Here is an 18,160-nt window from a genome sequence, read left to right on the forward strand (position 1 = left end):
AAGAGAACCCTGAAGTCGCGACAGTGAGTGCTGTTGAGCCGGAAGAGGCGCCAAACGCGGATGCGGATGCATTTCTTGCGGATGAAGGTCTTGAAGAGGTTGCTCCGGAGGTCACGGAAGATGTATCGCAGTCCACTCAACCCGATGAGCAGGACGGCACAGAAGCAATAGGTGGGTTACCTGCTTCTGAGGAACCTGCTGAGACGGCTGAGACTGCTGCTTTTGAGCGTAAAACCGAAGAAAAACCAAAGCTCAAGTCAGCGATAGACAAGCCTGAGTGGACTATCGTCCCCCATATCAACCTATTGGACCCGGACATTAAGTCGGAATATGAGCGGCAAATGATTGAACTGCCTGAATTAGACCGTGGGCCGCTGTGGCTGCTTAACGATTTTCTGGAGGCAGTAGATGGGGATGTTTACGGTGATCTGAGTGATGACATAACCGGAATCTCCATTGATAGCCGGGTGATCCAACCCGGTGAAGCCTTCTTCGCGATCAAGGGCGAGAACTTTGACGGTCATGCGTTCGCAGGAACAGCTGTTGAGGCCGGTGCTGCTGTGGCTGTTGTTGCGCGTGACAAGCTTGCTGAGCTGCCGGAAGGTGGCCGCTATGTGGCTGTTGATGATGTGCTTCAAGCGTTGGAGCGCCTTGGTGTGGCTGCGCGCGCGCGCTCGAAAGCGCGGATCATCGCGGTTACTGGTTCTGTTGGAAAGACAGGCACGAAAGAAGCTTTGCGTCTCTGCCTGTCCAAGTCCGGTATTACCCATGCACCTGTGGCGAGCTTCAACAACCATTGGGGTGTACCACTGACATTGGCGCGTATGCATGCTGATACTGAGTTTGGCATTTTCGAGATTGGTATGAACCACCGCGGTGAGATTACTCCACTGGTGAAAATGGTTCGTCCGCATGTGGCAATCGTGACCACTGTGGAGCCCGTGCATCTGGAAGCCTTTAACTCCGTTGAAGATATCGCGCGTGCGAAGGCTGAGATCTTCACTGGCATCGAAAAGGGTGGTGTGGCGATCCTGAACCGGGATAACCGCCAGTATGACTTGCTTCGTTATCTGGCAGCTGTGGCCGGGGTGCGGAACATTGTCAGCTTTGGCATGCAGCCGGGTGCTCAGTCCATTGCCAAAAAAGTGGCTGCAAACCCTGATTGTTCTTGTCTGAATGCCAATATTCTCGGGCAGGAGATTTCCTACAAGATCGGCGCTCCGGGTGCACACCATGTGATCAACTCACTGGGCGTGCTGACCGGGGTTATGGAGCTGGGGGCCAATCTTGCGTTTGCTGGTCTGGCCCTTGCAGAAATGTCTGCGCCGAAAGGGCGTGGTGCGCAGACCGTTCTTGATGTGAATGGTGGCACGGCGTTGCTTGTTGACGAGAGCTATAATGCCAACCCGGCGAGTATGCGCGCTGCGATCAATCTGGTGGCTGGTCTGCCCGTTGCGAAGAATGGCCGTCGCATCGCCGTATTGGGAGATATGCTCGAATTAGGTGCAGATTCCGACAAGTTGCACGCAGACCTTGCGCGTGAACTGGAGCGCGCAAAGATCGACGTGGTTTATTGTGTGGGTACTCACATGAAGGTGCTCTGGGACCTGTTGCCTGCACAGACCAGAGGCGCCTATTCAGAGACCTCCGACAAACTGGAAAAAGACCTGTTGTCGGAAGTGCGTCCCAACGACATCGTGATGGTAAAGGGCTCCCTTGGAACCCGTATGGGTCCACTTGTGGATGCCTTGAAGAAACGTTTTCCTGAACCGGCTGCAACCGGTAAGTCCTGAGGTTGACTAAATGCTATATTTGCTGGCGGAGCTTTCAGAGGTTTATCCTTCCCTGTCTGCGCTGAATGTTTTTAAATACATTACGTTCCGTACCGGCGGCGCGATTATGACTGCTTTGCTGTTTGTGTTCCTGTTTGGCCCACGCATCATTGATGCGCTGCGTTCGCGTCAGGGACATGGGCAGCCAATTCGTGAAGACGGGCCTGCAAGCCATCTGCTGACAAAAAAAGGTACGCCTACCATGGGCGGCCTGATGATCCTTTCCGGGATGATTGTTGCGACGCTGTTGTGGGCTGACCTTCGCAATCCCTACACCTGGATTGTTCTGGGTGTGACTGTCGGTTTTGGGCTTATCGGTTTTTATGATGACTATCTGAAAGTCACCAAGTCTTCGCACAAAGGCTTTGGCGGTAAAGCGCGTTTGGGTCTTGAGTTCCTGATTGCAGGCCTTGCTGCTTTTGCTGTGACACTGCTGGATGCCGAGCCATTTTCCACCAGCATCGGTTTTCCGTTCTTTAAAGAGCTGACGCTGAACCTTGGTCTGTTCTTCATCCCATTCGCTGCCTTTGTTGTTGTTGGCGCGGGCAATGCGGTGAACCTGACTGATGGTCTGGACGGTCTTGCTATTGTACCGGTGATGATTGCTGCTGCCGCGTTTGGTTTGGTCGCATACCTGACTGGTAACGCTGTGTTCTCCAGCTATTTGCAGATCCACCATGTGGCGGGCACAGGTGAGCTTGCTGTTGTGTGTGGTGCGGTGATTGGGGCTGGGCTTGGGTTCTTATGGTTCAACGCTCCGCCTGCTGCGATCTTCATGGGTGATACGGGTTCTCTGGCTCTGGGCGGTATGCTGGGCGCGATTGCTGTTGCGACCAAGCACGAGATTGTTCTGGCGATCATCGGCGGTCTGTTTGTGCTGGAAGCGGTTTCAGTGATTGTGCAGGTGGCGTCGTTCAAACTGACTGGCAAGCGTGTGTTCCGCATGGCGCCAATTCACCACCACTTTGAGCATCTGGGCTGGACTGAGAGTCAGGTGGTTATTCGTTTCTGGATCATTGCTGTTGTGCTGGCCCTTGTTGGTCTTGCCACACTGAAGCTGCGCTAGGAGGTTCGACACATGATCCCTATCCGTCATCTTGCAGGCAAAGAAGTCGCATTGTTCGGGCTCGGAGGGTCCGGGCTTGTGACTGCGCGTGCGCTTGAGGCTGGTGGGGCTCGCGTTGATGTGTGGGACGATAATGAGGCCAGTGTTGCCACGGCTGAAGAATACGGGCTTGCCGCCATCGATCTGCGTGAGGCGGATATGTCCCGCTATGCAGCGCTGGTTGTCGCGCCGGGTGTTCCGCTGACGCATCCGACGCCGCACTGGAGTGTGGAGCGGGCGAGGCAGGCTGGTATCCCGGTGATTGGGGATGTGGAGCTTTTCGTCAATGAGCGGGAAGCGGTTTGTCCTGAAGCGCCGTTTGTTGCCATCACTGGGACCAACGGCAAATCCACCACGACTGCACTGATCTCGCATGTACTCAAAGAATGCGGCATGGATGTTCAGATGGGGGGCAATATTGGCCGTCCGGTTCTGGATCTCGAAGAATTTTCCGAGGATCGTGTCTATGTGGTTGAGGTCTCCTCCTACCAGATCGATCTTGCCCCAAGTCTTGTGCCGGATATCGGGGTGATGATGAACCTGTCGCCGGACCATCTGGACCGGCATGGGAACATGGAGAATTACGCGTCCATCAAAGAGCGGATTGTCAAAGCGGCGCGTTTGGCTGTTGTCGGCGTGGACGATGAGTACAGCGCTGCCATTGCTCAGCGCCGGGCAGAAAGCGGTGAGCCAGTTGAGCTGATCTCTTGTCTGGGGCCTGTCGAGTTTGGCGTTTATGCTGAAGACGGCAAGGTCTTTGAGGTTTTTGATGAAGAGCAGGTGGTTGTGGCTGACCTGTCTTCCTCCAACACTTTGCGTGGCTCTCACAACGGGCAGAATGCCTCTGCTGCTGTTGCGGTTTGTGCAGCGCTTGGGCTGGAGCTTGACGAGATTGCGAGGGCGCTTGCGACCTTCCCGGGTCTTGCGCATCGTTTGATGCTGATTGCTGAAGCAGGCAAGGTTTTGTTTGTGAATGACAGCAAGGCAACCAATGCGGAAGCTGCTGCCCACGGGTTGGCGGCATTTGACCGGATTTACTGGATTGCTGGTGGTCGTCCGAAGGCGGGCGGGATTTCTTCGCTTAAAGCCTACTTCCCGAAAGTCGTGAAGGCTTACCTGATTGGGGAAGCGGCGGAAGAGTTTGAGCAAGAGCTTGCTGGGTCTGTTGAGGCGCACAAGTTTGGCTCTCTGGAACTGGCTGTTGAGGCTGCGGCACAAGATGCTGCTCGGGATCAGAGCCGTGAGGCGGTGGTTTTGCTGTCTCCGGCCTGCGCCTCGTTTGACCAGTTCAAGAGCTTTGAAGTTCGCGGGGATGCATTTGTGAGCGCGGCTGTTGCTGCTGCCAAAATGCTGAAGGGTGAGGGAGCACGCTGATGGTATCACGTACGGATCGCAGTGCATTTGCAGAATGGCTCTGGACGATTGACCGTTACATGCTGATCGGCATCTTCACGCTGATGGTGTCAGGTCTGGTGTTGTCTCTTGCCGCGAGCCCTCCTGTTGCCGAACGCCTCGGGCTTGAGAGCTTCTACTTTGTGAAGAAGCAGGCGCTTTTCCTTATCCCAAGCGCCGCTGTGATGCTGGGCGTTTCTGCGCTGTCGCCGCGCTATATACGCCGGGTGGCATTGGTGGTGTTCTGCGTGATGCTGGTGCTGTTGTTGGGCACGCTGTTTTTCGGGTCTGACATTAAAGGTGCGCGGCGCTGGGTGAGCTTGTTTGGTGTTTCCATTCAGCCGTCAGAGTTTATCAAGCCAGTGCTGGTGGTAATCATTGCGTTTCTGTTGTCTGAGGGGCGTAAAGCCCAGGACATTCCGGGGCAGCTGATCTCCATTCTTCTGTTTGGCATTGTGGCCGCCATGCTTGTGGCACAGCCTGACTTTGGGCAGACCATGCTGCTGACCATTGTTCTGTTTGCGCTGTTCTTCCTGAACGGGTTGTCCTGGCTGGCGATTGTGCCGCTTGGGATCATGGGCATTCTTGGCGTTGCTGCAGGCTTTACGTATCTGCCGCACGTTCGCGGGCGTATCATGCGTTTTCTGGATCCGTCTTCCGGTGACACCTACCAGATCGACAAAGCGATCGACTCCTTCATTGCCGGAGGGTGGCTAGGCCGCGGTGTGGGTGAAGGTACGGTGAAGCGGATTTTGCCCGATAGTCATACGGACTTCATTTTTGCAGTGGCTGCGGAAGAATACGGCATCATTGTTTGTGTGGTGCTGGTGACCGTTTTTGCGTTTGTTGTGCTGCGTGGCCTTTACATGGCAACACAGGATCAGGACCCGTTTGGCCGTCTGGCGTCTTCCGGTCTTATTGTCATGTTTGGCCTGCAAAGCACCATCAACATGGCGGTGAACCTCAATCTTATGCCTGCGAAGGGAATGACCCTTCCATTGATCTCATCAGGTGTGTCGTCGTTGATGGCGATCTCCCTGACGATGGGTTTTGTGCTGGCGCTGACGCGCAAACGTCCGCAACCGCGCAAGAACCCGATTATTACCGTTACCCGTGCTGCCCCTGTGCAGCCTGCCTAAAAGAGTTTTGCCTGTGTCGGAGAGTGAAATGAAGCCAAAGATTATGCTCACTGCTGGAGGAACGGGTGGCCACCTGTTTCCTGCACAAGCGCTGGCCTGCGAGCTGAAGCGCCGTGGGTATGGTGTTGAGCTGATCACGGACAGTCGCGCAGACAAGTATGGCAGCGCGTTTCCGGCAGATAACGTGCATCTGGTCAAGAGCGATACCATTCGCGGCAAGAACCCGATTTCTCTTGCCAAGACGGCAATCAAACTTGGCTTGGGTACGTTGCAGGCCATGAAAGCAATCCGCGCAGCTAAACCTGCTGCGATTGTCGGCTTTGGCGGGTATCCGACCTTTCCGCCAATGTTTGCTGGCCGTCTCTTAAGCGTTCCATCCATTTTGCATGAAGCCAACGCTGTGATGGGCCGGGCGAACCGGATGCTGGCCAAAGGCGCAAGTGCGGTTGCAACCAGTTTTCCGCTGAAAACACTGCCTGCTGATCTGGCTGCTAAAGCGACGATGACCGGCAATCCACTGCGTGACAATGTGATTGCGGTGTGTGGTCAGACTTATAACGCACCTGAAAAAGGCGGCGCCTTTCATCTGCTGGTGTTTGGTGGCTCGCAAGGAGCGCGTGTATTCTCTCAGATTTTGCCGGCTGCGTTGAAGCTGATGGCGCCGGAAGATCGCGAGCAGCTGGTCGTTGTGCAGCAGGCTCGCCCTGAAGATCTGGAGGGGCTTGAAAGCTCTTATCGCGAGATGGGTGTTGCCGCGCAGGTGGCGTCCTTCTTTACGGATTTGCCTGAGCGCATTGCGGCGGCTCATCTGGTTATCAGCCGTTCCGGTGCTGGTACTGTATGCGAGCTGGCAGCGATTGGGCGTCCTTCAATTTTAGTGCCTTTACCGGGTGCTCTTGATAACGATCAGGGCATGAATGCGAATGTGCTTGCTGAGGCAGGTGGCGCATGGCCGATCCCACAAAAAGAACTTGATCCGCAACGACTGGCCCGTGAGCTGAAAGAACTCATGGATAATCCGGGCCGTCTTGCACAGGCAGCACACGCAGCACAGGCGCAGGGCGCGCCGGAAGCTGTACAGCGCCTTGCGGATCTGACCGAAACACTTGTTGGTGCTGCACCGGCAACTGAACAGAAAGAGATTGCCTCATGAAAATGCCAGTAGACATTGGGGGAGTACACTTCGTCGGTATCGGCGGCATTGGCATGAGCGGTATTGCCGAGGTGCTGCATAATCTTGGTTACCGTGTTCAGGGCTCTGACATGTCCGAGAATGCAAACGTGCAGCGTTTGCGTGATAAGGGCATCAAGGTCATGGTGGGTCATGCTGCCGAGAACCTGGAAGGTGCGGATGTTTGCGTCATCTCTTCCGCAATCAAAGGCAGCAATGTTGAGCTGAAGGCTGCACGCGAAAACAACATGCCTGTTGTCCGCCGCGCTGAAATGCTGGCTGAGCTGATGCGCTTTAAACAAGCGATTGCCATTGGCGGCACACACGGCAAGACGACGACGACCTCCATGGTTGCGGCGCTGCTGGATGCTGGTCATATGGACCCGACTGTTATCAATGGCGGTATCATCAACGCTTACGGCACCAATGCCCGCATGGGTGAGGGTGACTGGATGGTGGTTGAGGCGGACGAGTCCGACGGGACATTCGTCAAACTTCCTGCTGATATTGCTGTGGTGACCAACATCGATCCTGAGCATCTTGATCACTACGGCGACTTTGATGGTGTCCGTGCTGCGTTTGCCCAGTTCGTTGAGAACGTTCCGTTCTACGGCTTTGCGGTTATGTGTCTGGATCACCCAGAGGTGCAGAGCCTTGTGGGCCAGATTGAAGACCGCCGGATCATCACTTACGGCACCAACCCACAGTCTGATGTTCGCTTTACTGATGTCTCCACCAAGGGTGGCAAGTCCATCTTCACCGTGATCATTCATGATCGCCGCGGGGACAAGGTAACTGAGCTGAAAGATCTGGTGTTGCCAATGCCGGGTCTGCACAACGTGTCCAATGCGACGGCTGCAATTGCTCTGGCGCATTCTCTCGGTATTTCTGATGCGAACATCCGCAAGGGGCTGGCAAGCTTTGGCGGAGTGAAGCGTCGTTTTACGCGCACTGGCTCCTGGAACGACGTAGAGTTTTTTGACGATTACGCGCACCATCCAGTTGAAATTAAGTCCGTCTTGCATGCGGCGCGTGAGGCAGCTGAAGGTAAGGTGGTTGCTGTGATGCAACCGCACCGTTTTACGCGCCTGCAGAGCCTGTTTGAAGATTTCTGTGCCTGCTTCAATGATGCAGACAAGGTTGTGATTACACCTGTGTTTGCAGCTGGTGAGCAGCCGATTGAAGGGGCTGGTCAGGCTGATCTGATTTCCGGTCTGCGTGCTGGTGGTCACCGTTCGGTTCACAGCATTGCCGGTCCTGATGAGCTGGCTGGCAAGATTGCGGAGCTGGCGGAGCCGGGTGATCTGGTGATTTGCCTTGGCGCAGGGAACATTACCCAGTGGGCTTACAAGTTGCCTGTAGAGCTGGAAGCGCTCTCTCCCAAAGGAGAGACTGTATGAGCCAAACTGTAAGCTACCCTGATCTCCTGCCGCTTCTTGGTGATGCTGTCGAAGATATTCGCGGTCGTCTTATTCCGAACCAGCTGCTTTCTGCTGTGACATGGTTCCGTGTGGGTGGCCCTGCGCAGTTGATGTTCCAGCCTGCTGATGAGGCAGATCTGGCTGTGTTCATGAAAGCACTGCCTGAGGATGTGCCGGTGACTGTGGTTGGGCTTGGTTCCAACTTGCTGGTGCGTGATGGTGGCATTGAAGGTGTTGTTATTCGTCTGCCAATCCGCGGGTTTGGTCAGGTTGAATACCTTGGCGGCCATAAGCTGCGGGCAGGGGCGTGCGTTCCTGACAAGAAGCTGGCGGAAGAAGCGGCCAAGACGGACACGGGTGGATTTGCGTTTTACACCGGCATTCCGGGTGCTGTTGGCGGCGCCTTGCGCATGAATGCAGGGGCTCACGGGACAGAGACAAAGGACCGCGTTGTTAACGTTAACGCGGTGACACGATCCGGCGAAATCCTCACTCTTTCCAATGAGGAAATGGGCTATGCGTATCGCCATTCTTCTGCCTCCAAGGACCTGATTTTTACCAGTGCGGTGTTTGAAGGTTTTGCGCAGAGTGAAGACGAGATTCGCGCAGAAATGGCTGAAGTTGTTGCTCATCGTGAGAAAGCACAGCCCATTCGCGAGAAAACCGGTGGTTCCACTTTCAAGAATCCTGACGGCAACAGTGCCTGGAAGGTGGTTGATGCGGCTGGATGTCGTGGATTGCAGATCGGCGGCGCAAAAATGTCGGAATTACACTGCAACTTTATGTTGAACGTTGCAGACGCTACCGCTCACGATTTGGAAATGCTTGGCGAGACTGTTCGCCGGGATGCTCTGGCAAAGACAGGGACGCGTCTGGAATGGGAAATCAAGCGTCTTGGGGCGTTTGTGGACGGAGCGGCGATTGAGCCGTTTTTGGGTAAAGCGGGCTAATTCCGTTCACGTGTTGTTTTAGGCGTTTAAATCAGGATTGGGTTTTGTGATGACCAAGCATGTTGCAGTTTTGATGGGTGGATGGGTTGCTGAGCGGCCTGTTTCTCTGTCTTCAGGCAAAGACTGTGCGGACGCTCTGGAAGCGGCTGGTTATCAGATCACGCGTGTAGATGTTGACCGCAACATTTCTGCTGTGCTTCAGGAGCTGAAACCGGACGTGGCATTCAATGCGCTGCATGGGCCGTTTGGTGAAGACGGAGCTATTCAGGGTATTCTGGAAGTGCTCGATATTCCCTATACCCATTCCGGAGTGATGTCGTCTGCGCTTGCCATGCATAAGGAAAAGGCGAAGGCCGTGATGAAGGCTGCCGGTGTTCCGGTTGCCAATGCCATTGTGGCCAGCCGCGCTGATGCTGCGCGCCGTCATGTGATGGAGCCGCCTTATGTGATCAAACCAATCAACGAAGGATCGTCCTTCGGTGTGCTGATTGTGAAGGAGGGGCAAGAGCATCCTCCGCAGGAATTGACACGCGAAGATTGGCAGTATGGTGATTTGCTCATGGTCGAGCGTTACATCCCAGGCCGCGAATTGACGTGCGCGGTGATGGGTGATGTGGCGTTAGGGGTACTAGAAATTGTACCGCTGGGTCACACTTATTACGATTATGACGCAAAATACGTCCCAGGCGGTTCACAACACATACTTCCTGCGGAAATTTTACCATCTGTTTACCAAGAAATACAAAAATCAAGTCTCAAGGCACATCAGGCTCTGGGGTGTCGCGGCGTTACACGCGCCGACTTCCGTTTTAACGAAGGACCCGGTGGCCTAGGAGAACTGATTTGTCTTGAGGTGAACACTCAACCCGGCATGACGCCAACATCACTGCTCCCGGAAATCGCGGCACACGCCGGACATGATTTTCAAGAATTGGTGAGTTGGATCGTGGAGGACGCAAGTTGCGGAAGATAAAGGCAAAATTTGATGCATTGCGGGAACGCACAGGCGTCTGGAGCTATCGCTTCAGAAGTCGTGGCGTATCGCGTTTGCACCAGAGACCCGCTTGGGGGGTCACTGGATTTTTTGCACTTATCCCATCCTGGGCACCAACTGCGGGCGCTTTTGGCTTCCTTGCATTGTCCGCTGCTTATGGCATTACGCTGGGTGGACACGCCCGTAATGTGAGCGAATCAGTTACATCCTCCGTCGGTTTCGCGGTGAATGAGATCAAAATGGAAGGTTTGCAGCGTGTTACCGAGTTTCAGGTGCTGGAAGCGCTTGAACTTCACGAACGTCCTTCTTTGATGTTGTTTGATGCGGCTGACGCGAAAGAGCGTCTGGAAGGTATTGCCTGGATCCGGAATGCGGCAATCCAGAAGTTCTACCCCGGTACGCTGCGTGTGATGATCAAAGAGCAAGAGCCTTATGCGCTCTGGCAGCGTGGGGACATTACGTCTGTCATCACCAAAAAAGGCGAGGTCATCACCGATGAGGTGGATGGCCGTTATGCGAATTTGCTTCGCGTGGTCAATCACGGTGCGCAGCTGCGTGCTGGTGAGATTATGAGCGAGCTGGACAATTTCCCAGGTATCCGTGCCCGGGTGCGCGCTGCAAAGCTGCGCTCCGAACGACGCTGGGATCTTGCCCTGGAAAACGGAATTACAGTGCGTCTGCCAGAATTTGATGTTGGCGATGCGCTGGCGGAACTTAAGAAGCTGGATGATCAAGGTGGTTTGCTCTCCCGCGATATCGTCGCGGTGGACCTGCGTTTGCAGGATCGCGTTGTGGTGCGTCTTTCGGATGACGCCGCCATTCGCCGCAAAACCACCATCGAGCAACGGGGTACGCCCTCCAACTCCGGGAGGGACACATGAGCTCGAATAAGAACGTGATTTTTCTGCCGCGGATGCGGCCTTTGCCGAGCCGCAGATCTGTTGTGGTTTCTGTGCTGGACGTCGGCTCCACGAAAGTGTGCTGTATTATCGCGAAATTGGTGCCTGGTGATGAGGAAGACCTGATGCCGGGCCGTTCGCATGGCATTGAGGTGCTGGGATACGGGTATCAGGCGTCCGCAGGCATGAAGTCCGGCGTTGTTGTGGACATGGATCAGGCTGAGCAGGCGATCCGCCGCGCGGTTGATCAGGCCGAGCGTATGGCCGGTGTGATGGTGGAAACGCTGCTGGTGACCGTCAGCTGTGGCCGTCTGCAGAGCGAGATCTTCTCCGCCACTGTGCCGCTTGGAACTGAAGGTGTGACTGAGGCCGATATTCAGCGTGTGCTGGCGGCGGGTTCTACCCATACGGCGACTGAGGGGCGGGCGGTGATGCATGCGCTGCCGATCTCCTACGGGCTGGATGGCAACCGCGGCATTCGTGATCCGCGCGGCATGATGGGCCGCAAGCTGGGCGTGGACATGCAGGTGGTTTCTGCAGAAGTGCCGCCGGTGCGTAATCTGGAGCTTTGTATCGAACGTGGACACCTGCAAGTGGAGTCACTGGTTGCGACGCCTTACGCGGCAGGCCTTTCCACGCTGGTTGAAGACGAGATTGAGCTGGGTGTTGCCTGTATTGATATGGGTGGTGGCACAACCACGCTTTCGATTTTTGTTGATGGTCAAATGGTGCATCTGGATGCGCTGGCTGTTGGCGGTAATCACGTCACCATGGACGTGGCGCGCGCGCTCTCCACACGGATGGAAGCTGCTGAGCGTTTGAAAGTTTTACATGGGTCTGCGCTGCCGAGTGTGGTGGATGACCGTGATTTTATTCAGGTGCCGCCCGTGGATACGGATGGCGATCTGCCAACGCAGATCCCCCGGGCGATGCTGACGCGGGTTATTCGCCCGCGCGTTGAAGAGATATTGGAGATGGTGCGAGACCGGATTGTCGCTTCTGGTTTTGCAGGCCGAGTGGGTAAGCGTGTTGTGCTGACAGGTGGGGGCAGTCAGTTGACTGGTCTTTCTGAAACGGCACGACGCATTCTTGGGCGCAGTGTGCGTCTGGGGCGTCCGCTGGGTATTTCCGGTTTGCCAGAGGAAGCCAAGGGTCCGGCGTTCTCGGCAGCTGTGGGCCTGCTGATTTATCCGCAGGTGGCGCAGATTGAGCAATTCGAACCCCGGCACCAACGCCGTGGCCTTAAAGGGCGCGGGAGCTATCTGGCTCGGGTTGGTCAGTGGATTAGAGAAAGTTTCTAGTGGGGAAGCGCATAACCCCCACTATCACGAGTTTCGCCAGATGCGGCGGACGCACGAGAGGAAGAACGACATGCCCGACTTCGGGCATGTTATTAGGGTCGCGAGGTTAATATGACAATCAACCTGAAAATGCCTGATATTCAGGAATTGAAGCCCAGGATCACCGTATTCGGTGTTGGTGGCGGTGGCGGAAACGCCGTAAATAACATGGTAACGAGCGGTCTTCAGGGCTGTGACTTTGTTGTTGCTAATACGGATGCACAAGCATTGGCACTTTGCCAGGCTGAGCGTGTTATCCAGATGGGCGTTGCTGTTACGGAAGGCTTGGGCGCTGGTTCCCAGCCTGAAGTTGGTGCAGCTGCTGCTGAAGAAGTTATTGACGAGATCAACGATCACTTGTCCGGCTCGCATATGGTGTTTATCACCGCGGGTATGGGTGGTGGCACCGGTACCGGTGCTGCGCCAGTTGTTGCTCGAGCTGCGCGTGAACAAGGTATACTGACCGTCGGTGTGGTTACCAAACCCTTCCAGTTTGAAGGGTCCAGACGTATGCGTGTTGCCGAAGCCGGCATCGAAGAGTTACAGCGTAATGTTGATACTCTTATTGTTATTCCAAACCAGAATCTGTTCCGCATTGCGAATGCACAGACCACCTTTGCTGACGCCTTCTCCATGGCTGATCAGGTGCTGTATTCCGGTGTAGCGAACGTCACTGACCTGATGGTCAAAGAAGGTCTCATCAACCTCGATTTTGCTGATGTACGCTCCATAATGCGTGGCATGGGTAAAGCGATGATGGGTACCGGTGAAGCATCCGGCGAACAGCGTGCCATCCAGGCTGCTGAAGCTGCGATTGCGAACCCGCTGCTTGACGAGACTTCCATGAAGGGCGCGCGCGGTCTGCTTATCTCCATCACTGGTGGTAACGACCTGACGCTGTTTGAAGTTGATGAAGCTGCAACTCGTATCCGCGAGGAAGTAGATCCGGAAGCGAACATCATTCTTGGTGCGACCTTCGATGAATCTCTGGACGGTATTATCCGCGTTTCTGTTGTTGCCACCGGCATCGACAAAGAGCTGCGTGAAGATATCTCTCCTGCAGAGGTTCGTATGGCTGAACTCACAGAGCGTCTGCAGAGCGCTACTACGCCTACGCCCAGTCCAGCGGTAGCTGCGCCGGTAGAAGTAGCTCCTGCACCCACCCCAGTTCGTGCGATGCGCGCGATGGGCTCCGCAGCAGCCGAAACACTTATGCACTCTGAGCCGGTTGCTGTTGCAACTGACCCGGAAGTGGAAATTTCTCCTTATCAGTCTCGTCGTTATGAGCCTGTGCAGGAATATGATGCACTTGAGGAACCAACACAGGCTTTTGATGAGCCTACCAATATTCCTGAGCCATTTATTCCACCTGTTGCACAAAAGGTAGAGCCTCAGACACGTATGCCACGTGTTGAAGACTTTCCGCCAATTGCACAGCGTGAAATTCGTGCGCGCACGGATGCTCCTGCTGCAGCGCCTGCACCACAGCCGGCATCTGCAACTCCTCAGCCAGCACCAGCCACTATGGCCCAGCAGGTTGAAGAGCATGATGAGCATCATTTGGAAGAAGAGCGTCGGCCAATGGGTCTTCTGCGCCGTCTGACTGGTGGTCTTGGCCGCCGTGAAGATGAGCACATGGAGCACCATGAGCCAGTACAGGCAGATGCGTTTGCTGAGGCTCCACGCCAGCCAGCAGCGCCTCGTCCAACCGAGCCTCAGAATCACGGTGCAGCCGGGACTCTGGACGCTGGTGGACGCCCTGCACCTGCACGCTCACAAATGATCGAAGATGATCAGTTGGAAATCCCGGCGTTCCTGCGCCGCCAAGCCACCTGATTATCAACAGAACTCGCGCCTCTCGAGCAGCAATCCGGATTTTTCCGGGTTGCTGCTTTGCGTTTTTAAATGGAATTGTCGGTAAATGTACCTAAAATTTTCAGGACGTTACAAACCGTAATAAAGCTTTATTTTATTTGGTAAGCTCCAAGAGCTATGTTCCAGCCAACCCGCAGAGGGTATTCGAAAGTAGTGGCTCGTGAGGTTCAGTATGTACCTGGAGCGGAATGATAAAGGCTGGAACAATATGGGAATGCGTGTCGAAAAACAGACAACGCTTGCGGACAGTGTAACCTTGAATGGTATTGGGGTTCACTCTGGCGGTCCAGCTTCCATTACACTTCACCCAGCAGACGCGAACTCCGGCATTGTTTTCCATCGTAGCACCAAGGGTGGCTACGTGCAGACGGAAGCAAACTGGAAGGAAGTCACTGCAACATCTTTGTGCACCGTACTTGGTGATCCTCATGACAGCGGCATCTCTACCGTTGAGCACCTGATGGCTGCTCTGCGCGGTATGGGCGTTGACAATGTGACCGCTTACATTGACGGACCTGAGATGCCAATCATGGATGGTAGCTCCGAAGCATTCGTTGAAGCTATCGACCGCGTTGGCCTGAAAACGCTCGGCACAAAGCGTCGCTTTATTCGCATCAAAGAAAAAGTTCGTTACGTTTCCGGTGATCAGTGGTGTGAACTCAACCCGTTTGACGGCACCCGTTTTGACATCACCATCGATTTTGATCACGAGAAAATTGGTTGTCAGCAGCTCAAGTTTGACCTGACACCTGATTACTTCCGTGATGAAATTTCCCGTGCCCGTACCTTTGGTAGCGTGCAGGATGTTGAGAAGCTCTGGAAGCTTGGCTTTGCCATGGGCTCTTCCTTAGAGAACTCCGTCGCTCTTGACGGTGATCGCGTTCTGAACCCTGAAGGAACCCGTTGGGCAAACGAATTCGTACGTCACAAAAGCCTTGATGCGATCGGTGATCTTGCTCTTGCTGGTCTGCCAATTTTGGGCGAGTACCGCTCTTACAAAGGCGGTCACCGTATGAATCACTGCATCCTTGTGGAGCTTTTCAAGAACCCGGATGCTTTTGAAATTGTCGAAGCTGATGTTGCTCTGGTAGATCGTCACGCACGCGAAAAAGGTCATGCCGAGTTGATTGGCGGACTGCAGGCTGCAGCATTTGGCCCTAACGTCTCCTGAGGCTAAAATAGTTATTCAACGGTTTTTGCCTCTATTCCGACATAAATTCGAGGCAAATGCTGTGGTACTACGTGACGTTATCCAAACATTGAGATAGAAGCGTGAACTGGGAGGGATTTTACCCGAATCCCAACACGATAGGAGTCGGAAACATTGCTGCGTTCAGATGCTGCCGGGACTGCTTTGGGGGCTAATCGCCTCAAAAGAGCGATTAGATATACCTCTTTGGCGATGGCACTCGTTATTGCGGGCTGTGCAACCAAGGATGATGTTGATGATCTTGCGCTGGATGAAACTCCTGCGGAAGTGATGTTCAATGAGGCTTTGGCTCTTCGTGCATCTGGCGACGTGCAAGCGTCTGCGAAAAAGTTCTACGAGCTTGACCGCATCTATCCTTACTCCGAATTCGCGCGTAAATCGCTGATTAACATTGCTTACCTGAACTTCAAAATGGGTAAGTATCCTGAAGCGATTTCCGCTGCTGAGCGCTTTACCTCGCTTTATCCTGGTAACGATGATTCCGCCTACGCGCTCTTCATTATTGGTGAGTCCTACTTCCGTCAGATCCCAGATGTGGGTCGTGACCAGGCTGTGACCGCCAAAGCATTGGACGCAATGCGTGAAGTTGTTCAGCGTTACCCAGATTCTGAATACACCAAGCAGGCTCGTCAGCGTATCCGCGCGACGGAAGATCAGCTGGCTGGTAAGGAAATGGAAGTTGGCCGCTACTATCTGGCGCGCCGTAACTACCTTGCCTCTATCAACCGCTTCAAGACTGTGGTGAGCAATTATCAGACCACCCGTCACGTTGAAGAAGCGCTCTATCGTCTGACCGAAAGCTATTATGCACTTGGTGTGACGAACGAAGCACAGACAGCTGCAGCGGTGCTGGGACACAACTTCCCGCAGAGCCAGTGGTACAAAGATGCGTTTTCTCTTTTGAAAAAGGGCGGTCTGGAGCCACATGAGAACAAAGGCAGCTGGCTTAGCAGGGCATTTGGGGATATGAAACTCCTTTAAGCCTTTCAAGGAATCGGAGTTTCCTAGACTACCATGCTGGCATCGCTTTCTATTCGGGATATCGTTCTCATTGATAAGCTGGATTTGCATTTCAGCGACGGCATGAGTGTTCTGACGGGTGAAACCGGTGCAGGTAAGTCTATTCTTCTCGACAGTTTAAGCCTCGCCCTTGGTGGGCGAGGAGACGCCGGACTGGTTCGGCATGGTCAGGACCGCGGTCAGGTGAGCGCGGTTTTCGACGTTCCAATGGCGCATCCTCTGCGCACCCTTCTTCAGGAAAATGAACTAGAGCACGACAGCGACATCATCTTGCGCCGTGTTCAGGCATCTGATGGACGTACCCGTGCGTTTGTGAATGACTCACCCGTGAGTGCTGGTTTGCTGCGGCAGATCGGAGAGTTGCTGGTTGAGGTTCACGGGCAGCATGACGACCGCGCCCTGATTGATCCTGAGAGCCATCGTCAGCTGCTGGACAGCTTTAGCGGGCTGGAAGGTGATGCTGCGAAGGTGGGGCAGAGCGCGAAAGCGGTTCGCACTGCCGAGAAGGCTCTGAAAGATCATGTTGCGCGCATTGAAGAAGCCCGCCGTGAGGCGGATTATCTGCGCTCCAGTGCTGATGAATTGAGCGCGCTTGATCCTCGTGACGGAGAAGAGAACGAGCTTGCTCTGCGGCGTCAGGATATGATGCAGGTGGAGAAGATTGCAGGCGATCTGCGCGAGGGCTATGAGGCACTTGACGGACCAGCCTCTCCAATCCCTGAGCTTTCCAGTTTGTTGCGCCGTCTTGAGCGCAAAGTTGATCTTGCTCCGAACTATCTGACAAGTGTGGTTGAAGCCATCGGCGGGTCTCTGGACCAGCTGGAGGAAGCGCGCGGTGGTTTGGAGCAGGCACTGCGTGATACGGATTTTGACCCGCAAGAGCTGGAGCAGACGGAAGAACGTCTGTTCGCATTGCGGGCTGCGGCTCGCAAGTATTCTGTACAGCCGGATGACCTTGCTAAACTGCGGGCCCAGATGGAAGGTGACCTTTCCGATTTGGATGCAGGTGAAGAGAAATTACAGGCGCTGGAAAGCGCTGTAGAAGCTGCCAAGCAAACCTATGACAAGCTGGCGGCTGCGCTGTCAAAGAAGCGTCAGAAAGCTGCTAAAGGCCTTGAGGCTGCGGTTCATGCTGAGCTTCCGGCTCTGAAGCTGGAACGGGCGCGGTTTATCATCAATATCGAGAGTGATGTTGAACAGCGCGGGCCGTCCGGTATCGACACTGTCGAGTTCTGGGCGCAGACCAACCCGGGTACTCGTCCGGGACCTATGTTCAAGGTTGCCTCTGGTGGTGAACTCTCCCGCTTCCTGTTGGCGCTGAAGGTGTCGCTGGCAGATAAGGGCTCGTCTCCGACACTGGTGTTTGATGAGATCGACACGGGTGTTGGCGGTGCCGTGGCTGAAGCGATTGGCGTACGTCTTGCCCGCCTTGCGAACAGTGTTCAGGTGCTGACAGTGACGCATGCACCGCAAGTGGCTGCACGTGCCAATGGTCACTTCCTGATCCGCAAGGATGAGGTGGAAAAGGACCGTGTGGCGACTCGCGTGACTGAGATCGCCGAGGGCGACCGACACGAAGAGATCGCCCGTATGCTCGCCGGTTCCACCATCACCGAAGAAGCCCGTGCCGCTGCAAAACGCCTGATGGGCCAGGAAGAGCTGATTTAAGCCTCCTACTTTGATCGGAATTCCTGCAACGCATAAGGGTAAACTTGATGCCCTCCTATGGTAAGTTATTGACTTACTTATAGTCTCAGGTGCCCGGAATCGCGTCTCCGACGATGCACAGGTAGACTGTCACAAAGTAATTGC

The 18,160-nt window shown here is 54.7% G+C and carries 14 protein-coding genes; all 14 read left to right on the plus strand.

Annotation, left to right across the window (positions count from 1 at the left end; genetic code table 11):
* Positions 1–1,793 (plus strand): UDP-N-acetylmuramoylalanyl-D-glutamyl-2,6-diaminopimelate--D-alanyl-D-alanine ligase (locus PsW64_RS27875; protein WP_244277261.1); only part of this gene is annotated, 1,793 nt, incomplete at its 5' end.
* Between the two features lie 10 nt (positions 1,794–1,803).
* A complete protein-coding gene (gene mraY / locus PsW64_RS08945; protein WP_063289943.1) occupies positions 1,804–2,898 on the plus strand; it encodes a phospho-N-acetylmuramoyl-pentapeptide-transferase in 1,095 nt (364 codons plus the stop codon).
* A gap of 12 nt (positions 2,899–2,910) precedes the next feature.
* A complete protein-coding gene (gene murD / locus PsW64_RS08950; protein ID WP_063303392.1) occupies positions 2,911–4,311 on the plus strand; it encodes a UDP-N-acetylmuramoyl-L-alanine--D-glutamate ligase in 1,401 nt (466 codons plus the stop codon).
* Positions 4,311–5,468: an FtsW/RodA/SpoVE family cell cycle protein gene (locus tag PsW64_RS08955; RefSeq protein WP_063303393.1), complete on the plus strand. Its 1,158-nt coding sequence runs from the start codon at positions 4,311–4,313 to the stop codon at positions 5,466–5,468. The genes murD and PsW64_RS08955 overlap by 1 nt, the downstream gene beginning before the upstream one ends.
* Positions 5,469–5,496: 28 nt before the next feature.
* A complete protein-coding gene (gene murG, locus PsW64_RS08960) occupies positions 5,497–6,621 on the plus strand; it encodes an undecaprenyldiphospho-muramoylpentapeptide beta-N-acetylglucosaminyltransferase (RefSeq protein ID WP_063303394.1) in 1,125 nt (374 codons plus the stop codon).
* Entirely contained in the window at positions 6,618–8,039 is a 1,422-nt protein-coding gene (gene murC / locus PsW64_RS08965) for a UDP-N-acetylmuramate--L-alanine ligase (protein WP_063303395.1), read from the plus strand. The genes murG and murC overlap by 4 nt, the downstream gene beginning before the upstream one ends.
* Positions 8,036–9,010, plus strand: coding sequence for a UDP-N-acetylmuramate dehydrogenase (gene murB, locus PsW64_RS08970; RefSeq protein WP_063303396.1), 975 nt, complete (start codon positions 8,036–8,038; stop codon positions 9,008–9,010). The genes murC and murB overlap by 4 nt, the downstream gene beginning before the upstream one ends.
* 46 nt (positions 9,011–9,056) lie before the next feature.
* Positions 9,057–9,983 carry a D-alanine--D-alanine ligase gene (locus PsW64_RS08975; protein WP_208980677.1) on the plus strand — a complete coding sequence of 309 codons (927 nt, stop codon included), beginning with the start codon at positions 9,057–9,059 and terminating at the stop codon, positions 9,981–9,983.
* The gene (locus PsW64_RS08980) at positions 9,971–10,885 is read left to right on the plus strand and encodes a cell division protein FtsQ/DivIB (RefSeq protein ID WP_208980678.1); all 915 of its coding nucleotides are present in this window, start codon (positions 9,971–9,973) and stop codon (positions 10,883–10,885) included. The genes PsW64_RS08975 and PsW64_RS08980 overlap by 13 nt, the downstream gene beginning before the upstream one ends.
* On the plus strand, positions 10,882–12,204 hold the full coding sequence (gene ftsA / locus PsW64_RS08985) for a cell division protein FtsA (protein ID WP_063289938.1): 1,323 nt from the start codon (positions 10,882–10,884) through the stop codon (positions 12,202–12,204). Before PsW64_RS08980 ends, ftsA begins: the two co-directional genes overlap by 4 nt.
* A 111-nt stretch (positions 12,205–12,315) precedes the next feature.
* Positions 12,316–14,079, plus strand: coding sequence for a cell division protein FtsZ (gene ftsZ / locus PsW64_RS08990; RefSeq protein ID WP_063303397.1), 1,764 nt, complete (start codon positions 12,316–12,318; stop codon positions 14,077–14,079).
* 247 nt (positions 14,080–14,326) lie between these two features.
* Complete coding sequence (lpxC, locus tag PsW64_RS08995) at positions 14,327–15,289, plus strand: UDP-3-O-acyl-N-acetylglucosamine deacetylase (RefSeq protein WP_057465827.1); 963 nt, start codon at positions 14,327–14,329, stop codon at positions 15,287–15,289.
* A 153-nt stretch (positions 15,290–15,442) separates the two neighbouring features.
* Positions 15,443–16,309 (plus strand): outer membrane protein assembly factor BamD, encoded by an 867-nt coding sequence (locus tag PsW64_RS09000; RefSeq protein ID WP_057465730.1) that lies wholly within the window; start codon positions 15,443–15,445, stop codon positions 16,307–16,309.
* A gap of 33 nt (positions 16,310–16,342) precedes the next feature.
* Positions 16,343–18,016, plus strand: a complete 1,674-nt coding sequence (gene recN / locus PsW64_RS09005) for a DNA repair protein RecN (protein ID WP_063303398.1) — start codon at positions 16,343–16,345, stop codon at positions 18,014–18,016.
* Positions 18,017–18,160 lie beyond the last annotated feature (144 nt).

The sequence above is a fragment of the Pseudovibrio sp. W64 genome (assembly GCF_001623145.1).
Taxonomy (GTDB): Bacteria; Pseudomonadota; Alphaproteobacteria; order Rhizobiales; family Stappiaceae; genus Pseudovibrio.

Bases quoted from the DNA above. Each gene is read 5' to 3' on its own strand.
- mraY (WP_063289943.1), top strand. From the start codon at position 1,804: ATGCTATATTTGCTGGCGGAGCTTTCAGAGGTTTATCCTTCCCTGTCT.
- murD (WP_063303392.1), top strand. From the start codon at position 2,911: ATGATCCCTATCCGTCATCTTGCAGGCAAAGAAGTCGCATTGTTCGGG.
- PsW64_RS08955 (WP_063303393.1), top strand. From the start codon at position 4,311: ATGGTATCACGTACGGATCGCAGTGCATTTGCAGAATGGCTCTGGACG.
- murG (WP_063303394.1), top strand. From the start codon at position 5,497: ATGAAGCCAAAGATTATGCTCACTGCTGGAGGAACGGGTGGCCACCTG.
- murC (WP_063303395.1), top strand. From the start codon at position 6,618: ATGAAAATGCCAGTAGACATTGGGGGAGTACACTTCGTCGGTATCGGC.
- murB (WP_063303396.1), top strand. From the start codon at position 8,036: ATGAGCCAAACTGTAAGCTACCCTGATCTCCTGCCGCTTCTTGGTGAT.
- ftsA (WP_063289938.1), top strand. From the start codon at position 10,882: ATGAGCTCGAATAAGAACGTGATTTTTCTGCCGCGGATGCGGCCTTTG.
- ftsZ (WP_063303397.1), top strand. From the start codon at position 12,316: ATGACAATCAACCTGAAAATGCCTGATATTCAGGAATTGAAGCCCAGG.
- lpxC (WP_057465827.1), top strand. From the start codon at position 14,327: ATGGGAATGCGTGTCGAAAAACAGACAACGCTTGCGGACAGTGTAACC.
- recN (WP_063303398.1), top strand. From the start codon at position 16,343: ATGCTGGCATCGCTTTCTATTCGGGATATCGTTCTCATTGATAAGCTG.